Annotated in this window: 24 protein-coding genes; 5 read left to right on the forward strand and 19 right to left on the reverse strand. The window is 71.4% G+C overall.

Annotated elements, in window-relative coordinates:
- Together ACR2FV_RS13485 and ACR2FV_RS13490 are read right to left on the reverse strand one after the other, a co-directional pair.
- Positions 1–1,063: Na+/H+ antiporter NhaC family protein (locus ACR2FV_RS13485; protein WP_434016213.1), on the reverse strand; the 1,063-nt coding region annotated here is incomplete at its 3' end.
- Positions 1,064–1,092: 29 nt separating this feature from the next.
- A complete protein-coding gene (locus ACR2FV_RS13490; RefSeq protein WP_434016214.1) occupies positions 1,093–2,145 on the reverse strand; it encodes a quinone-dependent dihydroorotate dehydrogenase in 1,053 nt (350 codons plus the stop codon).
- A gap of 44 nt (positions 2,146–2,189) precedes the next feature.
- Between ACR2FV_RS13490 and ACR2FV_RS13495 the strand changes: the two genes are divergently transcribed.
- Both ACR2FV_RS13495 and ACR2FV_RS13500 read left to right on the forward strand, forming a co-directional pair.
- On the forward strand, positions 2,190–3,341 hold the full coding sequence (locus ACR2FV_RS13495) for a mannose-1-phosphate guanylyltransferase (RefSeq protein WP_434016215.1): 1,152 nt from the start codon (positions 2,190–2,192) through the stop codon (positions 3,339–3,341).
- A gap of 155 nt (positions 3,342–3,496) precedes the next feature.
- Entirely contained in the window at positions 3,497–4,654 is a 1,158-nt protein-coding gene (locus tag ACR2FV_RS13500) for a glycosyltransferase family 4 protein (RefSeq protein ID WP_434016216.1), read from the forward strand.
- Positions 4,655–4,661: 7 nt separating this feature from the next.
- Here ACR2FV_RS13500 and ACR2FV_RS13505 read toward each other — a convergent pair whose 3' ends face one another.
- Entirely contained in the window at positions 4,662–5,207 is a 546-nt protein-coding gene (locus tag ACR2FV_RS13505) for a 2'-5' RNA ligase family protein (RefSeq protein ID WP_434016217.1), read from the reverse strand.
- Positions 5,208–5,251: 44 nt separating this feature from the next.
- Here ACR2FV_RS13505 and ACR2FV_RS13510 point away from each other — a divergent pair, with 44 nt between their 5' ends.
- Positions 5,252–6,772, forward strand: coding sequence for a S10 family peptidase (locus ACR2FV_RS13510; RefSeq protein ID WP_434016218.1), 1,521 nt, complete (start codon positions 5,252–5,254; stop codon positions 6,770–6,772).
- Between the two features lie 6 nt (positions 6,773–6,778).
- On the opposite strand, the gene ACR2FV_RS13515 is transcribed toward ACR2FV_RS13510, so the two are convergent.
- Complete coding sequence (locus ACR2FV_RS13515) at positions 6,779–9,004, reverse strand: NADP-dependent isocitrate dehydrogenase (RefSeq protein WP_434016219.1); 2,226 nt, start codon at positions 9,002–9,004, stop codon at positions 6,779–6,781.
- 128 nt (positions 9,005–9,132) lie between these two features.
- On the opposite strand from ACR2FV_RS13515, the gene ACR2FV_RS13520 reads away from it, so the two are divergent.
- Complete coding sequence (locus ACR2FV_RS13520) at positions 9,133–10,131, forward strand: malate dehydrogenase (protein ID WP_434016220.1); 999 nt, start codon at positions 9,133–9,135, stop codon at positions 10,129–10,131.
- A 13-nt stretch (positions 10,132–10,144) separates the two neighbouring features.
- Here the strand turns inward: ACR2FV_RS13520 and ACR2FV_RS13525 are convergent, their stop codons facing one another.
- From ACR2FV_RS13525 to ACR2FV_RS13580, 12 genes are all read right to left on the reverse strand, one after another.
- Positions 10,145–10,555, reverse strand: coding sequence for an alpha/beta hydrolase family protein (locus tag ACR2FV_RS13525; RefSeq protein ID WP_434016221.1), 411 nt, complete (start codon positions 10,553–10,555; stop codon positions 10,145–10,147).
- 131 nt (positions 10,556–10,686) lie between these two features.
- Positions 10,687–10,968 (reverse strand): DUF3017 domain-containing protein, encoded by a 282-nt coding sequence (locus ACR2FV_RS13530; RefSeq protein ID WP_434016222.1) that lies wholly within the window; start codon positions 10,966–10,968, stop codon positions 10,687–10,689.
- On the reverse strand, positions 10,965–11,813 hold the full coding sequence (locus ACR2FV_RS13535; protein ID WP_434016223.1) for a bifunctional methylenetetrahydrofolate dehydrogenase/methenyltetrahydrofolate cyclohydrolase: 849 nt from the start codon (positions 11,811–11,813) through the stop codon (positions 10,965–10,967). Before ACR2FV_RS13535 ends, ACR2FV_RS13530 begins: the two co-directional genes overlap by 4 nt.
- A gap of 10 nt (positions 11,814–11,823) precedes the next feature.
- Positions 11,824–12,813, reverse strand: a complete 990-nt coding sequence (locus ACR2FV_RS13540) for a DMT family transporter (RefSeq protein WP_434016224.1) — start codon at positions 12,811–12,813, stop codon at positions 11,824–11,826.
- Positions 12,803–14,386 (reverse strand): bifunctional phosphoribosylaminoimidazolecarboxamide formyltransferase/IMP cyclohydrolase, encoded by a 1,584-nt coding sequence (purH, locus tag ACR2FV_RS13545; protein WP_434016225.1) that lies wholly within the window; start codon positions 14,384–14,386, stop codon positions 12,803–12,805. The genes ACR2FV_RS13540 and purH overlap by 11 nt, the downstream gene beginning before the upstream one ends.
- Entirely contained in the window at positions 14,383–15,003 is a 621-nt protein-coding gene (gene purN, locus ACR2FV_RS13550) for a phosphoribosylglycinamide formyltransferase (protein ID WP_434016226.1), read from the reverse strand. Before purN ends, purH begins: the two co-directional genes overlap by 4 nt.
- Positions 15,004–15,040: 37 nt before the next feature.
- On the reverse strand, positions 15,041–16,315 hold the full coding sequence (locus ACR2FV_RS13555) for a cell division protein PerM (RefSeq protein WP_434016227.1): 1,275 nt from the start codon (positions 16,313–16,315) through the stop codon (positions 15,041–15,043).
- A gap of 80 nt (positions 16,316–16,395) precedes the next feature.
- Entirely contained in the window at positions 16,396–17,289 is an 894-nt protein-coding gene (sucD, locus tag ACR2FV_RS13560; protein ID WP_434016228.1) for a succinate--CoA ligase subunit alpha, read from the reverse strand.
- Positions 17,290–17,312: 23 nt separating this feature from the next.
- Entirely contained in the window at positions 17,313–18,509 is a 1,197-nt protein-coding gene (sucC, locus tag ACR2FV_RS13565) for an ADP-forming succinate--CoA ligase subunit beta (protein ID WP_434016229.1), read from the reverse strand.
- A 92-nt stretch (positions 18,510–18,601) separates the two neighbouring features.
- A complete protein-coding gene (locus ACR2FV_RS13570) occupies positions 18,602–19,003 on the reverse strand; it encodes a cobalamin B12-binding domain-containing protein (RefSeq protein ID WP_434016230.1) in 402 nt (133 codons plus the stop codon).
- A gap of 59 nt (positions 19,004–19,062) precedes the next feature.
- Complete coding sequence (locus ACR2FV_RS13575) at positions 19,063–19,437, reverse strand: HAD family hydrolase (RefSeq protein ID WP_434016255.1); 375 nt, start codon at positions 19,435–19,437, stop codon at positions 19,063–19,065.
- Positions 19,438–19,474: 37 nt separating this feature from the next.
- Positions 19,475–19,651, reverse strand: coding sequence for a hypothetical protein (locus ACR2FV_RS13580; protein ID WP_434016231.1), 177 nt, complete (start codon positions 19,649–19,651; stop codon positions 19,475–19,477).
- Positions 19,652–19,748: 97 nt separating this feature from the next.
- Here ACR2FV_RS13580 and ACR2FV_RS13585 point away from each other — a divergent pair, with 97 nt between their 5' ends.
- Complete coding sequence (locus tag ACR2FV_RS13585) at positions 19,749–20,567, forward strand: class I SAM-dependent methyltransferase (RefSeq protein WP_434016232.1); 819 nt, start codon at positions 19,749–19,751, stop codon at positions 20,565–20,567.
- A 38-nt stretch (positions 20,568–20,605) separates the two neighbouring features.
- Here ACR2FV_RS13585 and ACR2FV_RS13590 read toward each other — a convergent pair whose 3' ends face one another.
- From ACR2FV_RS13590 to ACR2FV_RS13600, 3 genes are all read right to left on the reverse strand, one after another.
- Positions 20,606–21,121 (reverse strand): hypothetical protein, encoded by a 516-nt coding sequence (locus ACR2FV_RS13590; RefSeq protein ID WP_434016233.1) that lies wholly within the window; start codon positions 21,119–21,121, stop codon positions 20,606–20,608.
- Positions 21,122–21,199: 78 nt separating this feature from the next.
- The gene (locus ACR2FV_RS13595; RefSeq protein ID WP_434016234.1) at positions 21,200–21,640 is read right to left on the reverse strand and encodes a hypothetical protein; all 441 of its coding nucleotides are present in this window, start codon (positions 21,638–21,640) and stop codon (positions 21,200–21,202) included.
- Positions 21,637–22,596, reverse strand: coding sequence for a DUF222 domain-containing protein (locus tag ACR2FV_RS13600; protein ID WP_434016235.1), 960 nt, complete (start codon positions 22,594–22,596; stop codon positions 21,637–21,639). Before ACR2FV_RS13600 ends, ACR2FV_RS13595 begins: the two co-directional genes overlap by 4 nt.
- Positions 22,597–22,661 lie beyond the last annotated feature (65 nt).

Raw genomic sequence — 22,661 nt, forward strand, 5'->3', positions numbered from 1 at the left:
GCAGGATGTAGACCGCCGGCAGCATCGACTTGATGCCCTCGACGAGGCCGCGGCCCAGCGTGCTGGTGCCGAACTTCGGGTTGTCGGTGGTGTAGCGGAAGTAGTAGTAGAGCGCAGTGCCGAAGCCCAGGACAGCGCCGAAGATCAGCGCCAGGGTCACGTCGGTGTTGGCCATCAGGTCCAGTGGCGCCCAGCTCGGCTCGTCGGCGCCGGTGTAGCCCGTGTAGACGATGCCCCCGAGCACCCCGACCACCAGGGCGACGAAGGGGACGATCAGCGCCCGCATGGCGCCCGGCTCGTGCACCGGCAGGTCCTCGGCGAGCTCGCCGGGGATCGCCAGCGACGAGTCGAAGGTGTGCCCCTCGTGGACGGCTCGGCGCTCCTCGGCGCGCATCGGCCCGAAGTCGATCTGGAAGCCCACAACCAGGAACACCGTCAAGATGGCGGCGATCGCGTAGTAGTTCATGCTCGCAGCCGTGACGAAGGCCTGGACCTCGCTGACGGTGAGTGCCGACGCCGCGACGAGCGGGGCCATGATGCCGATGATGCTGGCTCCCCAGGACGAGAACGGTGCCAGCACCGCCACGGGGGCAGAGGTGGAGTCGATCAGGTAGGCCAGCTTGGCGCGGGCGACCTTGTGCCGGTCGGTCACGGGGCGGGCGACCTGACCGACGGCCAGGGCGTTGAAGTAGTCGTCGATGAAGATGACCACACCGAGCACCGCGCCCAACAGCTGCGCCCCACGCCGAGTCTTGATCCGCTCGATCGCCCAGTCGGAGAACGCCTGGCTGCCGCCGGCCATCAGGATCAGCGCGGTGATCATGCCCAGCGTCAGCGTGAAGATCAGGATGTAGACGTAGGTCGTGTTGAGCGCACCCTCGGACCAGAAGATCTGCGCGAACGCCGACCAGGTCAGCCGCAGCGTCTCCAGCGGGTTGTACTCGGCCACGATGAAGGCGGCGCTGAGCACGCCTGCCCCGAGGCTGAGCAGGACCTTCTTGGTGCTGATCACCAGGATGATGGCCAGGACCGGCGGGACGATGCTGAGCCAGGATGCTTCCATGACGCACTCCTTCGAAGGTGCCTGACAGACTAGAGCGCCGCAACCTGCCTCACAAGAGCGGGACCGGCGTAGACCAGCCCGGTGTAGACCTGCACCAGGGCAGCCCCGGCGTCGAGCATTCGTGCGGCGTCGTCCGAGGTCATGATCCCGCCGACGCCGATGACCGGGAGCCCGGCGCCGTCCGCGACGCGGCGGACCACCTCGAGGCTGCGCGGCGCCAGGGGTGCGCCGCTGAGTCCGCCCGACTGCTCGGCGGTATGCCGTTCGGTCGGGTGCACGCCTGCCCGGGACACCGTGGTGTTGGTCGCGATGACCCCGCGGACTCCGGTGTCGAGCGCCACGCCGAGCGCCTCGTCCACCGCAGGGTCGCCCAGGTCGGGAGCCAGCTTCAGCAGCACCGGCGTGCGGTCGGCCTCGGCGACCACGGCGCTCAGCAGCTCACGCAACGGCCCGGCGTCCTGCAGCGAGCGCAGCCCGGGGGTGTTGGGGCTGGAGACGTTGACCGCCAGGTAGTCGGCCACGTCCCCGACCGCACGCACCGAGGTGACGTAGTCCTCGACGGCGCGCTGCACCGGCGTGGCCTTGCTCTTGCCGATGGACACGCCGACCGGGATGTCGACCAGCCCACGGGCCCGGGCGGCTCGCAACCGGCCGGCCAGGGCGTGCACCCCCTCGTTGTTGAAGCCCATCCGGTTGATCAGCGCACCACTGCGGGGCAGCCGCACCATCCGGGGTCGCGGGTTGCCCGGCTGCGGCAGCGCCGTGACGGTGCCGAGCTCGACGTGCCCGAAGCCCAGCGGCCCCCAGGCAGCGAGCGCCGTGCCGTCCTTGTCCATGCCCGCGGCCAGCCCCAGCCGGTGCCGGAAACCCATCCCGAGCACCTCGACCTCACTCGAGCCGTCCGCTGGTGCGCCCGGACCCAGCAACCGGGCGGTCCCCGCGCGGGTCAGCGCAGTGGACCCGAGCAGCCGGACCGCCCGGATCGTGCCGTGGTGCGCGACCTCCGGATCAAGGCGGTAGAGCACCGGGCGAGCCAGCCTCGCGTAGCCCGCACCGAGCACGCGGGTCCGCAGGGTCGACACGCTCAGCAGCCTACCGAGGCGCCGCCGCGACCTAGACTGCGCGGGTGAGCACAGGGCACCCCGGGCGCGCCCCGGCCCAGGACGGCGCCACCGAGCTGCCCGGCTTCCACGCGGTGATCCCCGCCGGCGGCTCCGGCACCCGGCTGTGGCCGCTGTCCCGGCGCAGCTCCCCCAAGTTCCTGCACGACCTCACCGGCAGCGGCCGCAGCCTGCTGCAGGACACCGTGCACCGGCTGACCCCGCTGTGCGCCGACCGGCTGACGGTGGTGACCGGCGCGCTGCACGAGGCCGCAGTCCGGGACAGCCTCGCCGACCTCGACGGCACCGACGGTCTGCGTGCCGAGGTCCTGGTCGAGCCGTCGCCGCTGGACTCGATGCCGGCCATCGGCCTGGCCGCGGCCACCCTGGAGCGACACGATCCGGACGTCGTCATCGGCTCCTTCGCCGCCGACCACGTCGTCCGCGACACCGAGCACTTCCACGCGTGCGTCCGCGAGGCGGTGGCCGTCGCCCAGGACGGGGCGTTGGTCACGCTGGGGATCACCCCGACCTACCCGGCGACGGGCTACGGCTACATCCGGCTCGGAGCACCCTGGCCGAGCACGGCGGCCACCCGCGCCCGGCGGGCCGAGATGTTCGTGGAGAAGCCCGACCTGGCGGCAGCGCAGCACTATCTGGCCCAGGGCGACCACCTGTGGAACGCCGGGATGTTCGTGGTCCGGGCGAGCGTGCTGCTGGACCTGCTGGCCGACCTCGGCAACCCCGAGCTGGCTGCGGGGCTGCGGGAGATCGCTGCCGACCCCGGGCAGCTGGAGCGGATCTGGCCGACGCTGCCCCGGCTGGCCATCGACCACGCCGTCGCCGAGCCCGCCGCCGCCCAGGGCCGGGTCGCCGTGGTGCCGGCCGACTTCGGCTGGGACGACGTCGGTGACTTCGCGTCGCTTGCTGCCGTGCTGCAGGAGTCGGCCGACCACCCCGGGATGCGCATCCTCGGGGCGAACGACCTGGTGCTGAGCAAGGACAGCACCGGTGTCGTGGCTGCCGGTGGCGGACGCACCGTGGTGACCCTCGGCATACCCGACGTGGTGGTGATCGACACCCCCGACGCGATCCTGGTGACGACCCGGGAGCGGGTGCAGGATGTCAAGAGCGTCGTGGAGTCACTGCGCCGAGGCGGCAGAGAGGACCTGACCTGAGCCCGAGTCAGCATCCTGCACGTCAGGTGCCCGCGGCGTCGCGCCGGCGTCGCCGGCACCGCGACGCACTCGGCCACCCACTGGTGACCCGACGCTCATCCGACACACCGCCGCGCGTCGCCGACCGGGCACCTGGAGCACCGAACCTGGATCATGTGCGCGTCGCCATCGTGACCGAGTCCTTCCTGCCCGCTCTCAACGGTGTCACCACCAGCGTCTGCAAGGTCCTGGAGTGCCTGCGGGCCGATGGGCACGACGCCCTCGTGATCGCCCCCGGCACCAGCCCGTGGAGCACCCAGTCCACCCCCGAGCGCTACGCCGGCTTCCCGGTGCACACCGTGACCAGCGTGCCGGTGCGACAGTTCCGGGTGGGGCTGCCGTCCTACGAGATCGAGACGGTGCTGCACCGCTTCGCCCCCGACGTCGTGCACGCCTCGTCGCCGTTCGTGCTCGGGGTGCGCGGGCTGACCGCTGCCCGGGCGCTGGGCCTGCCCAGCGTGGCGATCTATCAGACCGACATGCCCAGCTACATCCGGCAGCACTCCGGGCCGGCCGGTGACCTGACGGCCCGCGCCGCGTGGGGGTGGATCCGCCGCATCCACGCCCAGGCCGACCTGACCCTGGCCCCCTCGACGGCGGCACTGGAGGACCTGCAGGTGCACGACATACCCCGCACGTCGCTGTGGGGACGGGGGGTCGACGCGGACCTGTTCCACCCCGAGCGACGGCAGGACCCCGAGACCGCAGCCCTGCGCCACTCGCTGGCCCCGGACGGCGAGCTGCTGGTGGGGTATGTCGGCCGGCTGGCGCCGGAGAAGGAGCTGCACCGGCTGAGCGAGATCGCCCGGCGTCCCGGCACCCGGCTGGTCCTGGTCGGCGAAGGGCCCAGCCGCGCGGACCTGGCCGAGCTGCTGCCCGGTGCCGTGCTCGCGGGCCGTCGCGAGGGCCTCGACCTGGCCCGGCACTACGCCGCGTTCGACGCGTTCGTGCACACCGGCACCCGGGAGACCTTCGGGCAGACCTTGCAGGAGGCGGCGGCCGCGGGGCTGCCGGTCATCGCGCCGGCCCGGGGAGGTCCGATCGACCTCGTCGACCACGGCCGCACCGGCCTGCTCTACGACCCGGACCGGCCCGGGTCGCTGGCGCAGGCCGTGGCCTCGCTGCTGGCCGGGCCGCACGCCGCGGCCCGCCGCGAGCAGATGGGCGCGCAAGGCCGCGCGCGGGTCGTCGACCGCTCCTGGCCGGCGCTGACCGAGCAGCTCGTGCAGCACTATGCCCGTGTGATGGGCGGGGCCCGCCGCTTCGTCGCCTGAGCCGGTCTCAGGACGCCGCGGAATCGGCCAGTGCGAAGTCAGCGTCGCGACGCCACTGCTGATCGCCGGTGTGGGTGTACAACCGCACCACGTCGGCCTCGAACGCACAGCTGAAGTCGGCCAGCTCGGTGAAGGCCCGGTCCAGCGCCGCCCGCCCGATGTCTTGCGCCACCGTCACGTGCGGGTGGTAGGGGAACACCGACTCGGTGGCGACCCGTCCGGAGCGCACCCGGCGCTCCAGGATCTCGCACTCCGCGATCCCCTGCGCGACCTGGACGAACACCACGTCGGAGACGGGCCGGAAGGTGCCGGTGCCGCGCAGGACGACGGGGAACGCCGGTTGGTGGCCTGCGACCTCCCGCAGGTGCGCGCGCAGCTCCGGAAGCGCCTCGAAGGGCATGGCCGTGGGGGGCAGCAGCGTGATGTGCGTCGGGATGCGGGCGGCCCGGTGATCGCCGAAACCGGTCCGGGCCTGCTGCAGCTGGCATCCCCACGGGTCGGGTATCGGCACCGCGACCCCTGCGGTGATCGTGTGAGGCTCCGGTTGATCCACGCCCACCGACGATACCGTCCGTCGGTTCGGCATACAGTCGGGCCATGGCGAACGACGACTTGGCCGCACCGGATGAGGGCGCAGCCGCGGACCCCAAGCCCGGCACCCCGGCAGCGGACCGCGACACCACCCCCACCGACGACCTGGTCACCACCGCGCACACCCTGGAGGTGTCCGGCGAGCAGCTGTCCTACACCGCGACGGCGGGCCGGATCGTGCTGCGGGAGGAGGTCTACGACGACGGCGTCTTCACCGGGGTCAAGCCGAAGGCGGAGGTGTTCCTGACCTCCTACGTCGTGGACGATGGGGACCGCTCGCGACCAGTGACCTTCGCCTTCAACGGCGGCCCGGGATCCTCCTCGGTCTGGCTGCACCTGGGCGTGCTGGGACCGCGCCGGGTGGTGATGGGCGACGTCGGGGAGCTGCTCGGGCCGCCCTACGACCTGGTCGACAACGCCGAGTCGCTGCTTGCGGTCTCGGACCTGGTCTTCATCGACCCGGTCTCCACCGGGTACTCGCGCGCCGTCGAGGGTGGCAAGCCGAAGGGCTACCACGGGTTGAGCGGTGACATCGAGTCGATCGGTGAGGTCATCCGGCTGTGGACGACCCGCAACCAGCGGTGGATGTCGCCGAAGTTCCTGGCCGGGGAGTCCTACGGCACCCTGCGGGCGGCCGCCCTGGCCGATCACCTGCAGACCCGCTACAGCCTGTTCGTCAACGGGCTGATGCTGATCTCCTCGGTGCTCGACCTGGGCTCCATCGGCCTCGTGGAGCCGGACACCGACCGGGCCTTCGTCAGCTTCCTGCCCACGTATGCCGCGGTGGCCCACTTCCACGGGCTGCACGGAGACCGGCCGCTGACGGACGTGGTGCAGGAGGCCCGCGACTACTGCGAGCGCGACTACCCCTGGGCGCTGTCGCGAGGGCACCGCCTGGTGGGGGCGCAGCGCGAGCAGCACGTCGCGACGATCGCCGGGCTGACCGGGCTGTCGCCGGCGTGGGTGGACCGGGCCGACCTGCGGATCGAGCACATCCGCTTCTTCACCGAGCTGCTGCGCGACCGCGGCCTGGCGCTCGGGCGGCTGGACTCCCGCTTCACCGGGCCGGTCAAGGCCGTCAACGCCGAGACGTTCGACGCCGACCCCTCGCACGACGCGATCGCCGGACCCTACGGCGCCGCCTTCAACCACCTGGTGCGCGCCGAGCTCGGCTATGAGTCCGACCTGCACTACGAGCAGATCTCCTCCCGGGTGCATCCGTGGTCGTACGCCGACTTCGAGGGCCGCCCGGTCGACGTCACCCCCCGCTTGGCCCGGGCCATGCGGGCCAACCCGCACCTGCGGGTGCACGTGGCCTACGGCTGGTATGACGGCGCGACCCCGTTCCACGCCGCGGAGGAGGTGCTGCACGGCCTCGACATACCGGCGCAGGACGCGGCCGAGCGGATCGAGCACCACTACTACCCGGCCGGGCACATGATGTATGTCCACCAGCCCTCGCGGGTGCAGCAGGCGGGCGACCTGGCCGACTTCGTGCGGCGCAGCTCCGGCGCTAGCCCACGCTAACCGGCGCTAGCCGGCGCTGAGGTCGGCGAGGATGCGGTTGAGGGTGGACGAGGGCCGCATCACCGAGGCGACCTTCTCCGGGTCGGGACGGTAGTAGCCACCGAGCTCGACCGCCTCGCCCTGCACCTGCGCCAGCTCGCCGACGATCTGCTCCTCGTGCCCGGCCAGCTCCTCGGCGACCTGGGTGAAGGCCTGCGCGAGATCGGGGTCGTCGGCCTGCGCGGCCAGCTCCTGTGACCAGTAGAGCGCCAGGTAGAAGTGGCTGCCCCGGTTGTCGATCTCGCCGACCTTGCGGCTGGGCGAGCGACCCTCCTCCAGCAGGGTGCCGGTGGCCCGGTCCAGGGTGTCGGCCAGCACCTGGGCACGCGGGTTGTCGGTGACCTGCGCCAGGTGCTCGAAGCTCACGGCCAGGGCCAGGAACTCCCCGAGGCTGTCCCAGCGCAGGTGGTTCTCGGAGACGAGCTGGTGCACGTGCTTGGGCGCCGAGCCCCCGGCGCCGGTCTCGAACAGGCCGCCGCCGCTGATCAGCGGCACGACCGAGAGCATCTTGGCGCTGGTGCCCAGCTCCAGGATGGGGAACAGGTCGGTCAGGTAGTCGCGCAGCACGTTGCCGGTGACCGAGATGGTGTCCTCGCCCTGGCGCAAGCGCTCCAGCGTGTATGCCGTGGCCTCGACAGGGGCCATGGTCTGCAGGTCGAGGCCGTCGGTGTCCTCGTCTGCGAGGTACTCCTCGACCTTGGCGATCAGGTGAGCATCATGGGGACGCTGCCGGTCCAGCCAGAACACCGCGGGGGTCTGCGAGGCCCGGGCCCGGGTGAGCGCCAGGGACACCCACTCCCGGATGGCGACGTCCTTGGTCTGGCAGGCCCGCCAGATGTCCCCCGGGGCGACCTCGTGCTCGATCAGCACGGACCCGCTACTGTCCACGACCTGCACGGTGCCTGCCGCCTCGATCTCGAAGGTCTTGTCGTGGCTGCCGTACTCCTCGGCGGCCTTGGCCATCAGGCCGACGTTGGGCACCGAGCCCATCGTGGTCGGGTCGAAGGCGCCGTGTTCACGGCAGTCGTCGAGCACCGCCTGGTAGACGCCGGCGTAGCTGCTGTCCGGGATCACCGCGAGGGTGTCGGCCGGCTCACCGTCGGGGGCCCACATCTGACCGGACGTGCGGATCATGGCCGGCATGGAGGCGTCGACGATCACGTCGCTGGGCACGTGCAGGTTGGTGATGCCCTTGTCGGAGTCGACCATCGCCATCTCGGGGCCGGCCGCCAGGCCGCTCTCGATGGCGGACCGCACCTCGTCCCGGACGTCTGCGGGCAGCTCATCGAGGCCGGCGAGGATGCCGCCGAGGCCGTTGTTGGGGCTCAGACCCGCCTGCGCCAGCGCCTTGCCGTAGGTGGCGAAGACCTCGGGCAGGAAGGCCTTGACCGCGTGCCCGAAGATGATCGGGTCGGAAACCTTCATCATGGTGGCCTTCAGGTGCAGCGAGAAGAGCACTCCGTCGTCCTTGGCCCGGGCGATCTGGTCGCTCAGGAACTCCTCCAGCTCGGCCGCACGCAGCACCGTGCCGTCGACGACCTCGCCTGCCGTGACGGGCACCGACTCCTTGAGCACCGTCCTGCTGCCTTCACCGTCCTCCAGGACGATCTGGAGTGTGTCGTCGTGCTCCAGCACCACGGACTGCTCGTTGGAGCGGAAGTCACCGGCGCCCATCGTGGCGACCCGGGTCCGGGAGTCGGCCGACCAGTCCCCCATCGAGTGCGGGTGCGCCCGGGCGAAGCTCTTCACCGAGGCCGGGGCGCGCCGGTCGGAGTTGCCCTGCCGCAGCACCGGGTTGACGGCGCTGCCCTTGACCGAGTCGTAGCGGGCCCGCGTGTCGCGCTCCTGCTCGGTCTGCGGGGACTCCGGGTAGTCGGGCAGCTGCACCCCCTGGTCCTGCAGCTCGGTGATCGCCGCCTTGAGCTGGGGCAGTGAAGCGCTGATGTTGGGCAGCTTGACGATGTTGGCCTCGGGCGACCCGGTCAGCTCACCCAGCTCGGCCAGCGCGTCAGGCACCTGCTGGTCGTGTGGAAGCCGGTCGCCGAAGGCCGCCAGGATCCGCCCCGCCAGGGAGATGTCGCGCGTCTGCACCTCCACGCCGGCGGTGGAGGCGAACGCCTCGACGACGGGCTTGAGCGAGTGCGTGGCCAGCATCGGGGCCTCGTCGGTCAGGGTGTAGATGATCGTCGACATGCGGCTCAGGCTACCGCGCACGCAGCCTGCTCACGTGCCGGCGGACTGCCGGCGGACTGCCGGCGCGGGCGCTGCGCTGCTACCGTCGTAGATGTTCGCACTCCCCCGATCGGAAGGGTCAACATACCGTGGACCGCACGCCCGTCAAGGTCGCCGTCACCGGCGCCGCAGGTCAGATCTGCTACAACCTGCTGTTCCGCATCGCCGCCGGGGAGCTGCTCGGCAAGGACACCCCGGTGCAGCTGCGGCTGCTGGAGATCACGCCGGCGCTGGGTGCGCTCGAGGGTGTCGTGATGGAGCTCGACGACTGCGCGTTCCCCCTGCTGTCCGGGGTGGAGATCGGGGACGACCCGAACGTCGTGTTCGACGGGGCCAACGTCGCGTTGCTGGTGGGAGCGCGGCCGCGCAGCAAGGGTATGGAGCGCGCCGACCTGCTCGAGGCCAACGGGGGAATCTTCACCGGCCAGGGCAAGGCGCTGAACGACCACGCCGCCGACGACGTGCGGATCACGGTCACCGGCAACCCGGCCAACACCAATGCGCTGATCGCCATACACAGCGCTCCCGACATCCCGACCGAGCGGTTCTCCGCGCTCACCCGGTTGGACCACAACCGTGCCCTGGCCCAGCTGGCCCACCGCACCGGCAGCCCGGTCACCGACATCCGCACCATGACCATCTGGGGCAACCACTCGGCCACGCAGTACCCCGACCTGTTCCACTGCGAGGTGGGAGGGCGCGCGGCGGTGGAGGTCGTCGACGACCAGTCCTGGATCGAGGACACCTTCATCCCGACCGTAGGCAAGCGTGGTGCCGCCGTCATCGAGGCGAGAGGCTCCTCCTCCGCCGCCTCCGCGGCCTCCGCGACCATCGACCACACCCGCGACTGGCTGGCCGGCACGCCCGAGGGTGACTGGGTCTCGATGGCCGTGCTCTCCGATGGCTCCTACGAGGTGCCCGAGGGGCTGATCTCCTCCTTCCCGGTCACCACGTCCGGCGGTGACTGGTCGATCGTCCAGGGGCTGGAGATCGACGACTTCTCCCGGGCCAAGATCGACGCCTCGGTCGCCGAGCTGGAGCAGGAGCGCGACGCGGTGACGGAGCTGGGGTTGCTCTCGCAGAGCTGACGCGCCGGCCAGGTCAGCCGCGCAGCGCTGTGGCCACCAGGCGCACCGCCCGATGCACGGCCTCGATCGGCCGGAAGCCGGCGGGCAGCTCTCGGCCGGGGCGAGCATCCAGCACCGGGTAGCTGGCTGCGAGGCAGCGTAGCCACGGCGTTCGAGCACGCAGGAGCGGGGTCAGGAGCGGTCCACCGCCGGAGAACACCCACACCGCTACCCGCTGAGCGTCCACCCGGGCGTCGCCGCGCACCTGCTCGACCGCTCGCAGCACGACGTCGTATGCCGAGGCGTAGTCGCCCGGACCGTGCAGCGGGTGATCCACGGTGACGCCCACGAGCCCGGCTGCCACGGCCAGCGCGCCGTACCCGGTGAAGACCGGCCAGTTGCGGGGCGAGACCGGCACGTCCGGCGCCAGTGGTCCGCCGTGCACGAAGACCACCGCGGGCCTGACCTCGCCTGCCTGCGGATCGTACAGATCCCAGACGCCGTGGCGTTCACCGTCGACCTCCGACGTGGGGCGATGAACGGGGCTTCCCACGGAGGTTGGTGGTCCATAGCAAATCAGCGGATGACCAGGCTGGCGGTGAGCACGGCGGCGGCCACGCTCAGCACCAGCAGCGAGACGACGTCCCAGGCCCGGGAGCGGACGACCAGCCCTCCGCTGTGCTCCTTGGGCAGCAGCAGCCGGACCAGGGCCGCGACGGCGAGCGTGACCGCGAGGGTGTAGCCGTAGGTGCGCAGCCCACCGGTCAGCAGCACGGCCAGCGCGGCGGCCAGCCCGAGTGGCAGCAGCCACCAGGCGCCGAGGGGCTGCCCGGTGCGCCAGCCGCCGGGTCCGGTCACGAGTCGGCGGCGCGCTCGGCTGCGGCGACGACGTTGCTCAACAGCATGGCGCGCGTCATCGGTCCGACGCCACCAGGGTTGGGCGAGACCCACCCGGCGACCTCGGCCACCTCGGCGTGCACGTCGCCGGCGATCTTGCCGTCGCGGCGGGCGACGCCCACGTCGAGCACCGCGGCGCCCGGCTTGACCATGTCGGCAGACACCAGATCGGGCACTCCCGCGGCCGACACCACGACGTCGGCCCGGCGGGTGTGCGCCGCGAGGTCGCGGGTGCCGGTGTGGCACAACGTCACCGTCGCGTTCTCCGAGCGGCGGGTGAGGATGAGCCCGAGCGGACGACCGACGGTGAGACCACGGCCCACGACGACCACGTCGGCACCGGCCAGCGGCACGTCATACCGGCGCAGCAGCTCGACGACCCCGATCGGGGTGCACGGCAGCGGTGCCGGCTCGCCCAGCACGAGCGAGCCGAGGTTGTGCGGGTGCAGACCGTCGACGTCCTTGTCCGGGTCGACGCGGGACAGGATGGCGAACTCGTCGAGTCCGGTCGGCTGTTGCACCAGGAATGCCGTGCATGTGGGGTCGGCGTTGAGCTCGTCGACCACGTGCTCGGCCTCGGCCTGGCCGGTCCCGGCGGGCAGGTCGCGGCGCAGCGAGGCGATGCCGATCTCGGCGCAGTCGCGGTGCTTGGCGTTGACGTACCACGCGCTGCCGGGGTCGTCGCCGACCAGCACGGTGCCCAGGCCGGGCACCACGCCGCGCTGCGCCAGGACGGCGACCCGCTCGGTCAGCTCGAGCTTGATGGTCGCCAACACGGCCTTGCCGTCCAGGATGCGTGCGGTCATGGCCGCAACTCTAGGCCGGGCTCGCCGGGACAGCGCTGCGCCGGGCCGAGCGCCGGTCGGACTGGGCCGCCGCGGCCGCGGCGCCGGCGGCCAGGACGGTGATCGCCACCCCGGTGAGCATCTGTGCCCCGACCTGGTCGCGGGTGGCCGGGTTGCCCAGATCCAGCACCAGAGCGGTGGCCATCTGGCTGGTGATGGTCACCAGGCCGAAGAGCAGCACCCCGAGGTGCTGCACCGCCCACGCCGTGAGAGCGATGAAGACCACTCCGCACAGACCGCCCCACCACGCCCAGGCCGGCGCGTCCCAGCGCTCCGGGCCTCCGGACAACGCGACGGGCACGGTGCCGACCAGCACCAGGGTCGCGCTGCCGGTCGCGAAGTTGAGCCAGGCGGTGGCCGTCGGTGCGCCGGTCACGGTGTTGACCCGGCCGTTGAACGCCTGCTGCACCGCCAGCAGCATCCCCACCCCGAAGGCCAGCAGCACCGGGACCAGGCCGAGGGTCGCCCGGCCCCCGGATCCCCCGCCCGCCGTGGCGGCGATCGCCACCCCGGCCACCGCGGTGATCGCCGCCGCGATGCGGACACCGGACAACGGCACCGCCGGCGCCGGGCCCAGACCCTGCCGGTCGACGAGCAGGGCGCTGAGCGCCTGCCCGCCGATGGTGGCGATCAGGAAGGCCGCCACGCCGACCAACGGCACGGCATACGTCTGGGTGCCGACCAGCAGCCCCCCGCTGACCCCGCCGAGGACCTGCCACCAGCGCAGCCGGCCGGAGCGGACCGCCACCCAGACCCTGCCCAGCCGGGACCGGTGCTCGGCCCGCACCAGCAGCACGCTGAGGATCAGCAGACCCGAGCCGAAGCTGACCCAGGCCGCCGGGAACCCTCCCACGGTCTCCGCGAGCCGGCCGTTGAGCCTTGACTGCAGGGCCAGCAGGGCACCGGTGGCGAACGCGGCCGCGAGCGCCAGGACCTGGGTCCGCGCGGACTCAGTGTGCAAAGTGGCGGGTGCCGGTGAAGTACATCGTCACACCCGCATCCTGCGCGGCCGCGGTGACCTCGGCGTCCCGGATCGAGCCTCCGGGCGCGACCACGGCGCGCACCCCGGCCCCCAGCAGCACCTGCAGCCCGTCGGCGAAGGGGAAGAAGGCATCGGAGGCCGCCACCGATCCGCGCGCGCGGTCGCCTGCGCGGCGCACCGCGAGGTGGCAGCTGTCGACCCGGTTGACCTGACCCATGCCGATGCCCACGCTGGCCCCCCCGTCGGCCAGCAGGACGGCGTTGGACTTCACCGCCCGCACTGCCCGCCAGGCGAAGGCCAGGTCGGCCAGTGCCCCGTCGTCCGCGGCCTGGCCGGCGACCAGCCGCCAGCGGCTGGGGTCATCACCCCCGTCGTCCACCTCGGCGTCGACCAGATCCCGCTGTTGCATCAGCAGACCGCCGGAGATCGGCCGGATCTCCGCACCCCCGCGGGCGAGAGCCTCGGCCTTGATCAGCCGCAGGTTCTTCTTCGACCGCAGCACGGCCAGGGCCTTCTCCTCGAAGTCCGGGGCGATGACCACCTCGGTGAAGATGTCCACCACGGTGCGGGCCAGCTCGGCGGTCACCGGCCGGTTGGCGGCGATGACCCCGCCGTAGGCGGACACCGCGTCACAGGCGTGGGCCCGGGCATGGGCCTGCGCGATGTCCGGGCCGACGGCGATGCCACACGGGTTGGCGTGCTTGATGATCGCCACAGTCGGCTGGTCGCCGTGGTCGTGCGCCGCGCGCCAGGCAGCATCGGTGTCGACCCAGTTGTTGTAGGACATCGCCTTGCCGTGCAGCTGCTCGGCCTGCGCGAGACCCGGCGCGTCTGCCCCCTGGGTGTAGAGGGCGGCGCGCTGATGCGGGTTCTCCCCGTAGCGCAGCACGTCGGCGCGCGCCCAGGTGGCCCCGACCCACGCGGGGAAGCCGGTGCCGTCGCTGGTGTCGGTGAGCACGTTGCCCATCCAGGAGGCGACGTGCACGTCATACGTCGCGGTGTGCACGAAGGCCTGCGCGGCCAGCTGCTGCCGCTGCGCGAGGGTGAAGCCGCCGGTCTGCGCGGCCAGGACGACGCCGGGGTATGCCGAGGACTGGGTGACCACCGCGAGGCTGGCGTGGTTCTTGGCCGCCGCCCGGACCATGGTGGGCCCGCCGATGTCGATCTGCTCGACGCACGCCTGCGGGCTCGCGCCGGAGGCGACGGTGTCGGCGAACGGGTAGAGGTTGGCGACCACCAGGTCGAACCCCTCGATGTCGAGGTCGGCCAGCTGCTGCACGTGGTAGGGGTTGGTGGTGTCGGCCAGCAGGCCCGCGTGCACCCGGGGGTGCAGCGTCTTGACCCGGCCGTCCAGGCACTCGGGGAAGCCGGTGAGCTCCTCCACGGTGGTCACCGGCACTCCGGCAGCCTGGATGCGGGCGGCGGTGGAGCCGGTGGACACCACGGCGACTCCGGCCTCGTGCAGTCCTGTCGCCAGCTCCTCAAGGCCGGTCTTGTCGTAGACCGAGATCAGGGCGCGACGCAGGGGGCGCGCCTCGTCAGTGGTGCTCACGGGATGGTGACCTTCCTGTCGGTGATGGTGTGGCCGCGGGTGGCCAGCCGGTGCACGGTGCGCACGAGCAGGTCGCGCTCGACGGCCTTGATCCGCTCGTGCAGGGTGGCCTCGGAGTCGCCGGTGCGCACCGGCACGGCCCACTGGGCCAGGATCGGCCCGGTGTCGACCCCTGCGTCGACCAGGTGCACCGTGCAGCCGGTGACCCGGACGCCGTGGGCCAGGGCGTCCCGCACGGCGTGGGCGCCGGGGAAGGCTGGCAGCAGGGCCGGGTGGGTGTTGAGCACGGTGGCGCACCGCAAGGCGGTGGGGCCGAGGATCTTCATGAAGCCGGCGCTGACGACGAGGCCACCGCGAGGACACTCCGGCAGGTATGCGGCGAGGTGCCGGGCGAGGGCATCGTCCCAGGCGGACCGGTCCGGGTGGTCGGGCACGGCACAGACGAAGCCGGGTATGCCGGCGGCCTCGGCTCTGGCGAGCGCCCCAGTGCCCGGCCGGTCCGCGCCGACCGCGACGATGCGGGCGCCGTAGCCGGGGGTGGTCTGCGCGTCGATGAGCGCCTGCAGGTTGCTCCCGGCACCGGAGACGAGCACGACGACGGGCAGGGCAGCGCTCACGTGCAGGGAGCCTAACGGAGTCGGGCGCCCGGCCCGTTCAGAGTCGGCGACGGGCCAGGTGCAGCACGGTCACCATCACCGTCGCGCCGAGCAGCAGCTCACCCAGCAGGGCGCCCGCGACTCGTAGCGGCTGGACGCCCACCGTGCCCAGCAACCCCGGGGTCAGACCGCCGCTGGCCAGCCAGGACAGCACCAGCACCACGGCGGTGATCATCAGGGCCGCAGCCAGGGCCACCTGGGCCTTGCTCCACCAGGACGCCAGCCGCGCGGCCGACCCCGCGCCGCGCCAGCCCAGCCAGGCCCCGGCGAGCACCGGCACCGCACTGACCAGCCACACCAGCTCGGGCAGCGCCCCGGGCTCGGGCAGCGCGGCGAGCACCGGGACCAGCGGCAGGTCACCACCCGTGGCCTGCTGCCAGCCGATGTGCACGCTGCCCACGCTGACCCCGGGGCCGGTCAGCCAGCCCAGCGCCCAGATCAGCATGTTGGGCAGGAGCAGGAGCTGGCCGAGGCTCAGCACGACGATGCCGGTCCAACCCGCGTCGAGAGCCTGGGTGAGCGTCCCGATCCGGCCGATGCGCACGACCACGAGGGCCACGACGACGAGCAGGGCCGCCACCATCAGACCGGCCAAGGCCTCGCCGGCCGGCGCGAGGCCGCGGCGGATGAGCATGGGGGTGCGCAGCGCGAGCCAGCGCAGGGCAGCGTCGATCGTGGGGTGCTCCTGGACCCGGCGCTCGCGCACCAGGGCCAGCACGATGCCCAGCAGCGGCACCCAGACCAGGCCGGGAAGCAACGGTGCCACCGGTACTCCGGCCTGGCCCAGCCCCGCCAGCCCCGCCACGAGGAGCCCGATGCCGGCATACCCCGCGACGAAGACGACCAGCTCGGTGGCCCGCAGCGCGGTCCAGGCTCCCGCGAAGCCGCCGATGTGGGTCGATGCCGCTTGGGAGGGCGGCTCGGCGAGCACCTGGCCCACGGCATACCGGGTCAGCAGGATCGGCACCACCGTGAGCAACAAGGGGGACAGCCGCACCGAGACGTCCGGTGTGCTGACCAACCCGCCATGCGCCAGGGCCCACAGGTTGCCGGCGATGCCGAGGGACTGCCACACGCTGACCGAGCTGAACGGGTCGCCGACCCAGGCCAGAAGCACCGGCACGGCGACGATGAGCCATCCCACGAGCCCGGCCAGCACTCCGGCCGCCACGGCCATGGTGAGCGCGCGGACTCGGCGGGCGACCGCCACGACGAATGTCGGCGGGACGGGGGTCTGCTCACGCAGTGCGGCGAGACGCTCCTGGACAGTCATGACCCGAGCATCGTCACCGCCCCAGCCGCCTGGGCGGCGGAGGCGCACCGAGCGATGTGCAGATTGTGCGATCTGCGGGGTCAGCCGGCCAGGTCCTTGATGATCTCGCGCATCAGCTCCGCAGCCTGTGAGGGTGTCTTGCCCACCCGCACCCCGGCCGCCTCCAAAGCCTCCTTCTTGGCCTCGGCGGTGCCGGAGGAGCCGGACACAATTGCCCCGGCGTGGCCCATCGTCTTGCCCTCGGGCGCGGTGAACCCGGCGACGTAGCCCACGACCGGCTTGGTGACGTGCTCCTTGATGTAGTCCGCGGCCCGCTCCTCGGCGTCACCGCCGATCTCGCCGATCAGCACGATGGCGTCGGTCTCGGGGTCCTCCTCGAAGGCCTTCAGACAGTCGATGTGGGTGGTGCCGATGACCGGGTCGCCGCCGATGCCGACGCAGCTGGTGAAGCCGATGTCGCGCAGCTCATACATCATCTGGTAGGTCAGCGTGCCTGACTTGGACACCAGGCCGATCCGCCCTGCGGTGGTGATGTCGGAGGGGATGATGCCGGCGTTGGACTGTCCGGGGCTGATCAGGCCGGGGCAGTTGGGGCCGATGATGCGCGTGGTGCCGGCCTGCTGGGCGTAGGTGTAGAACTCGGCCGTGTCCTTGGCCGGCACCCCCTCGGTGATCACCACCGCCAGCGGCATGCCGGCGTCGACGGCTTCGACGACCGCGGCCTTGGTGAACTTGGCGGGGACGAAGATGACGGTGACGTTGGCGCCGGTCGCCTCCATCGCCTCGGCCACCGAGGCGAAGACCGGCACCTGCACGCCGTCCTCGAAGTCGACGCTCTGCCCGCCCTTGGAGGGATTCACCCCGCCGACGACCTTGCTGCCGGAGTGCAGCATCCGCTGGGTGTGCTTGCGGCCCTCGGAGCCGGTCATCCCCTGGACGATGATGGTGGAGTCGTGGTCGAGAAAGATTGCCATGTCGTGTCGTTCCTTCGTCGTCGTCAGGAGGTCGGGTCGAGGGCCAGCTCGGCGGCCTTGCGGGCGCCGCCGTCCATGGTGTCGGCCAAGGTGACCATTGGGTGCGCGGCGTCCGCAAGGATGCGCCGGCCTTCGTCCACGTTGTTGCCGTCGAGACGCACCACCAGGGGCTTGTTCTCCTTGTCACCGAGCAGCTCCAGAGCCTGCACGATGCCGGTGGCCACGGCGTCGCAGGCGGTGATGCCGCCGAAGACGTTGACGAAGACGGAGCGCACCTGCTCGTCGCCGAGGATGACCTCGAGACCGTCGGCCATCACCTGGGCCGAGGCGCCGCCGCCGATGTCCAGGAAGTTGGCGGGGGTGGCGAGCACGCCGTCCTGCTCCCCCAGTTCCTGGCCTGAGTAGGCCACGACGTCGAGGGTGGACATGACCAGGCCTGCGCCGTTGCCGATGATGCCGACGTTGCCGTCGAGCTTGACGTAGTTGAGGCCCTTCTCCTTGGCCTTGGCCTCCAGCGGGTCGGCCGCGCCGCTGTCGACCAGACCGGCGCGGTCGTCGTGCCGGAAGTCGGCGTTCTCGTCGAGGGTGACCTTGCCGTCCAACGCGATGATCCGCCCGTCCTGGGTCTTGACCAGGGGGTTGACCTCGACCAGCGTGGCGTCCTCCTCGTGGTAGACGGTCCACAGCGTCTGCAGGGTCTCGGCGATGGCCTGCTGGTCGCTGGTGAAGCCGGCCTGCTCGACGATCTCGGCAGCCTTGGCCTCATCGATCCCGACCAGCGGGTCGACCGCGACCTTGGCCAAGGCCTCGGGTCGCTCGACGGCGAGGGTCTCGATCTCGACCCCGCCCTCCTTGCTGCACATGGCCAGCAGGGCACGGTTGGTGCGGTCCAGCAGCAGCGAGAAGTAGTACTCCTCCTCGATCTGGGCCCCCTGGGCGATCATCACCGTCCCCACGGTGTGGCCCTTGATGTCCATGCCGAGGATGTCGTCAGCATGCTGCTGGGCCTCCTGCGCAGACTTCGCCAGCTTGACCCCGCCGGCCTTGCCCCGGCCCCCGGTCTTGACCTGGGCCTTGACGACGACCACGCCGCCGCTGTCCGCGCCGACCCGCTCGGCGACCTCCGCAGCGTCCGCCGGATCGGTGATGACCTCGCCGGCGAGCACGGGGACACCGTGCTTCTCGAACATGTCCCTGGCTTGGTACTCGAAAAGATCCATGTCTCAACATCCCATCGGGTCGGTGGTGGGCTGGCTCTCGGTCGGCGGGTGGTCCGTCATGGGGGCTCTGGTGTCCAAGTCGGCGTATGCGGTCAGTCGCGGGCCAGGTTGTCCCGGACCCACTGGGTGATCTCCACGGTCGTCGCGCCGGGGGTGAAGATGCGGGCGACGCCCATCTCCTTGAGCTCGGGCATGTCGGCCTCTGGGATGATCCCACCCCCGAAGACCACGATGTCGGAGGCGTCGCGCTGCTCCAGCAGGTCGATCACCTTGCGGAAGAGGGTCATGTGCGCTCCGGACAGCACCGAGAGCCCCACCGCGTCGGCATCCTCCTGGATCGCAGCCTCCACGATCTGCTCCGGGGTCTGGTGCAACCCGGTGTAGATGACCTCGACGCCGGCGTCGCGCAGGGCGCGCGCCACGACTTTGGCGCCCCGATCGTGCCCGTCCAGGCCGGGCTTGGCGACGACCACGCGCAACGGTGAGTTGGTCATGCTGGGCAGGCTAGCGCACTCCCGGCGGGTGGCATGGGCCGATCAGCCGCTGGCAGACCTCATCCCGATCGCCGGTGTCCGTCCGGAGCCGGACCGTCTGCGCTCCGGAGCCAACCGTCCACCTCCTCCAGGGTGCGGATGCGTGGCACCGTCGCGTCGGCATACCGATCGCCGCGGTCCAGCAACAGGGCCTGGAGGCCGCAGCCGAACGCTGCGAGCACCTCGTCACGCAGGCCCACGAGGTCGAGCTTCAGCTCCTGGTGGGCCTGCTCGCCGTTGGTGAAGATGCCGACAGTCAAGCCATGCGCTCGCAGACGACGCAGTGCGGGGATCGCGTCGTCGAAGCACACCCACGCGGCTTCGTATCGGGCGAGGTATGCGGCGAATGCTGTGTCGGCGGCCTCGTCGTTGGTCAGGTCCAGGTGCGGAGCCAGCTCCCGGACCCGGGCTCGGCGCTGCTGCGAACGTCACCTAGCGGCGCTGGTAGCGGCGGTAGTGCGGCTCCGAGATCGCTGCCCACCGACGCGCGATCTCCTCCGGTTGCCCGCTCACCCCGATTTCTGCCGCCCACGGGAGCACCGCGACGCGAGCAGCGCCGGCGACGTCGACCAACGTGTCGTCGAGGTCGAACAGCACCGTGGAGATCACCCGGGGATCGTAAACTCACCGATCCGGGTTGTGCCGTTGGTCGCGATCACCCCGATACTGAGTCGATTCAGCTCAGGATCGCTGCAAGACTCCGACCATGGAGGCGAGGAACCTCGAGCAGCTGACCCGGGTATACAGCCCCGCTATGTGGACCATCTATGCAGACCTCAACCGGAGCTTGGACCCGCTTGGTCCGCAGTCGCTGCTCGAGTTGGCGATCAGAATCATCCGCTCCGGTGAATTCATCCTCGACGCTGGCTGCCGCGACGCCACGCACCTCGTGGAGCTCCTGCAGGCGACGACGGGGACCACTGGCGTGGGCGTCGAGCCCGTCCCCGGTCACGTCGAGGAGGCGCGTCGCGTCGTCGCCGAGGCAGGACTCAGTGACCGCGCTGTGGTGGTGCAAGCCTCCCTGCATCAGCTACCCATGCCTGACAGGCAGGTGGACTTCGTCTGGTGCCAGGACGTGCTCGAGCAGGTCGACCCGCTGGAGCCGGCCCTGGCAGAGGTGGCGCGCGTTCTCAGACCGGGTGGATGCGCGGTGGTCTTCACGACTGTAGCGACCGAGCTTGTCAGTGAGCAGGACGAGGCGCTGCTTCGGAGTCACATGGGCAACGTCTACGGCAACCTCGACAGGTCCCGTCTCGAGACGGCGTTCACCGAGGCCGGGCTCCTGATCGAGCAGGTCGACGAGATCGGTACGCAGTGGCGCGAGTACGCCGAGGAGCGCACTGGACCGGTGTCGAGGAAGCTCCTGCAACTGGCTCGACTGCGGCGCCGCTGGGATGAGCTGGTCTCCGTGCACGGGCGCTCAGCGGTGAAGCACGTCGAGGCCAATCTGCACTGGGAGGTATTCCAGTTCCTGGGCAAGTTGCTCCCTATCGTCTACACCCTCGGTAAGCCCACAACCCCCTGACCGGGATGCTTCCCAGGACGATGGCGGATGAGGCGCCCCTACGTTGCCTTCACAGCTGAAACGGAGTGTCCTGACTGCGCCTGCGGCTCCTGCCGGGCGACGTAGAGGAGGCGCAGAAGGGCCAGGCTCACGAGGATGTAGGCCAGGCCGACGAGAACCATCACCACTCCCCATGCGCCACTGCCGGTGAGCTCGCCATGGGTCGGCCACCACGACAGGACCGTCAATGCCGAAGCCACGGGGAGGACCAGACGCAACCGGCGAGCCGCTGCGGCATAGTCGGTGCTGGGTGCGAACAGCTGCAGGATGCCCGTGCAGACCGCGATGTCCGCGACCACGAACACGCTGTGAACGGCAACGACATCCCAGAGGCTGATCGGGTCGGCGCCCCCCGACATCGAGACGAGCCCGACGCATGCGGCCACGATGGCCCAGTCGAACGCCGGTGCGCGGCCGCGCAGCTGCCAGGCTCCCCAGATCACCAGCAGCCAACCCAGCGGCAGGTGCAGCCAGGCCATCAGCAGCCCTGCTCCGAGCACGGTCAACGGCCTCATCGATCCACAGTAGCGGCGGTCCCAGCCGGTGCGCCACGGTGCGGGGGGAAGCCTCCACGCCACTGCGCCCTTGCGCGGTCAGCCGGTGTCGGTCCAGTCGGTGCCGGCCGGGGGAGAGTTTGCCGGTGAGTCTCGGCCTGGTGGTGCGGGGCCGGTGAGGGTCTCCACTGCCGGTGGGGGTCGTGAGGTGTAGATGTGGCCGGTGGGGGTGCTGGTGTGGATAGTTTGCACCCCGTCGTCGCTGATCTCGGCGCGAGCGGCCCAGCCGGGGGCTTCCTTGGTGTAGTTGCACGCCTCGCACAGCCCGGCCCCGTTGCTCACCGTCGTCGGACCCGAACCCGGGTCGCCGGTGCGCTCCTGGTCGGTGTGCCGGATGACGTGGTCGGTGTGCCGGGTGACGTGGTCGACGTGCCGGATCGGCGCGTCGCACCACGGGGTGCGACAAACCTGGTCGCGGGCGATGATCAGGCCGCGCAGGGACCCGGTGAAGAACCGGCGGCGCGCATCGCGCCCGGTCACCGACCCGTCGCCAGGATTCCTGAACAGGCGCCGGACCCACGCCTTCTCCCCGGGGAGAACCCGGAAGTTTCTGCGGCGGGGCGGGTGGAGCCGGTGCGGGCCAGCAACCTCGCCAGGGTGGCCGGGATGGGCCCGGCGTGCGGGACCCGCCCTGAGGCGGGGCCGCCGTGGAACAGGGTGTCCTCGTCCATCACGACGTGCACCTCCACCGGGAACCCTTCGGTGGCCGGGTTGACCCCGGTGATCCTTGTGACCAGCTCATCGGCCATCACCTGGTCCCGGGTCCGGGTACCTTCCCCGGGCACCACGGTCCCCGCAGCCAGGGCCGCGTCAGCGGCCTGCTTCAACGCGGCGAAGCACCCCACCGCCTCACCCATCGGCAACAACGCGGACAAGTAGGCCATCGCGTCCGGCGCCGGACGGACACTGACCCGCCGTTCGGACACGGCCCGCCGGGCACGGTCCACGAACCCGGCCGGGTCCAGCTCGTAAGCCAACGACCGGGCCAAGGCCTCCAGATGCTTCTCTGACAGCTCCCCCAACCTCGGCCCGATCCGGGCGTCCACCAGACCCCGGTGCTGCGCGGACAGGCACGCCGTGGCCCGCACCACCAACGTCGCGGCCCACGCGCTGATCTGCCCGGTCTGCAACGCGGCCAGGGTGGCCGGCATCTCCCCCACCAGGGCCTTGGCCATCCCCAGGTGCCGCGACCCGCGCCACGGCGACTCCCGGCGAGCCAGCGCGACCTGCGCGCCGACGCCCACCGACCGCTTGCCAGCCGCCACCCCCGCCGCAGCCCGGCCCGTCTCGATCGACTCGGCCAGGGCACAGCTGACCCGCGCCTGCGTGGCCTCCGCAGCGCCCTTCACCGCCTCGAGGCGCCCGATCAGGTCCACCCGCCCCGCATCGTCCACCCCCTCGACCGCACGACCCAACCAGTCAACGACCTCTTGCACACCCTCCGCGTCCGCACACGGCGCCAGGACAGGACCAGCCGGCGTCGCAGCCGAGAAAGGCAACG

This window comes from Ornithinimicrobium sp., from assembly GCF_051004135.1.
GTDB lineage: Bacteria > Actinomycetota > Actinomycetes > Actinomycetales > Dermatophilaceae > Ornithinicoccus.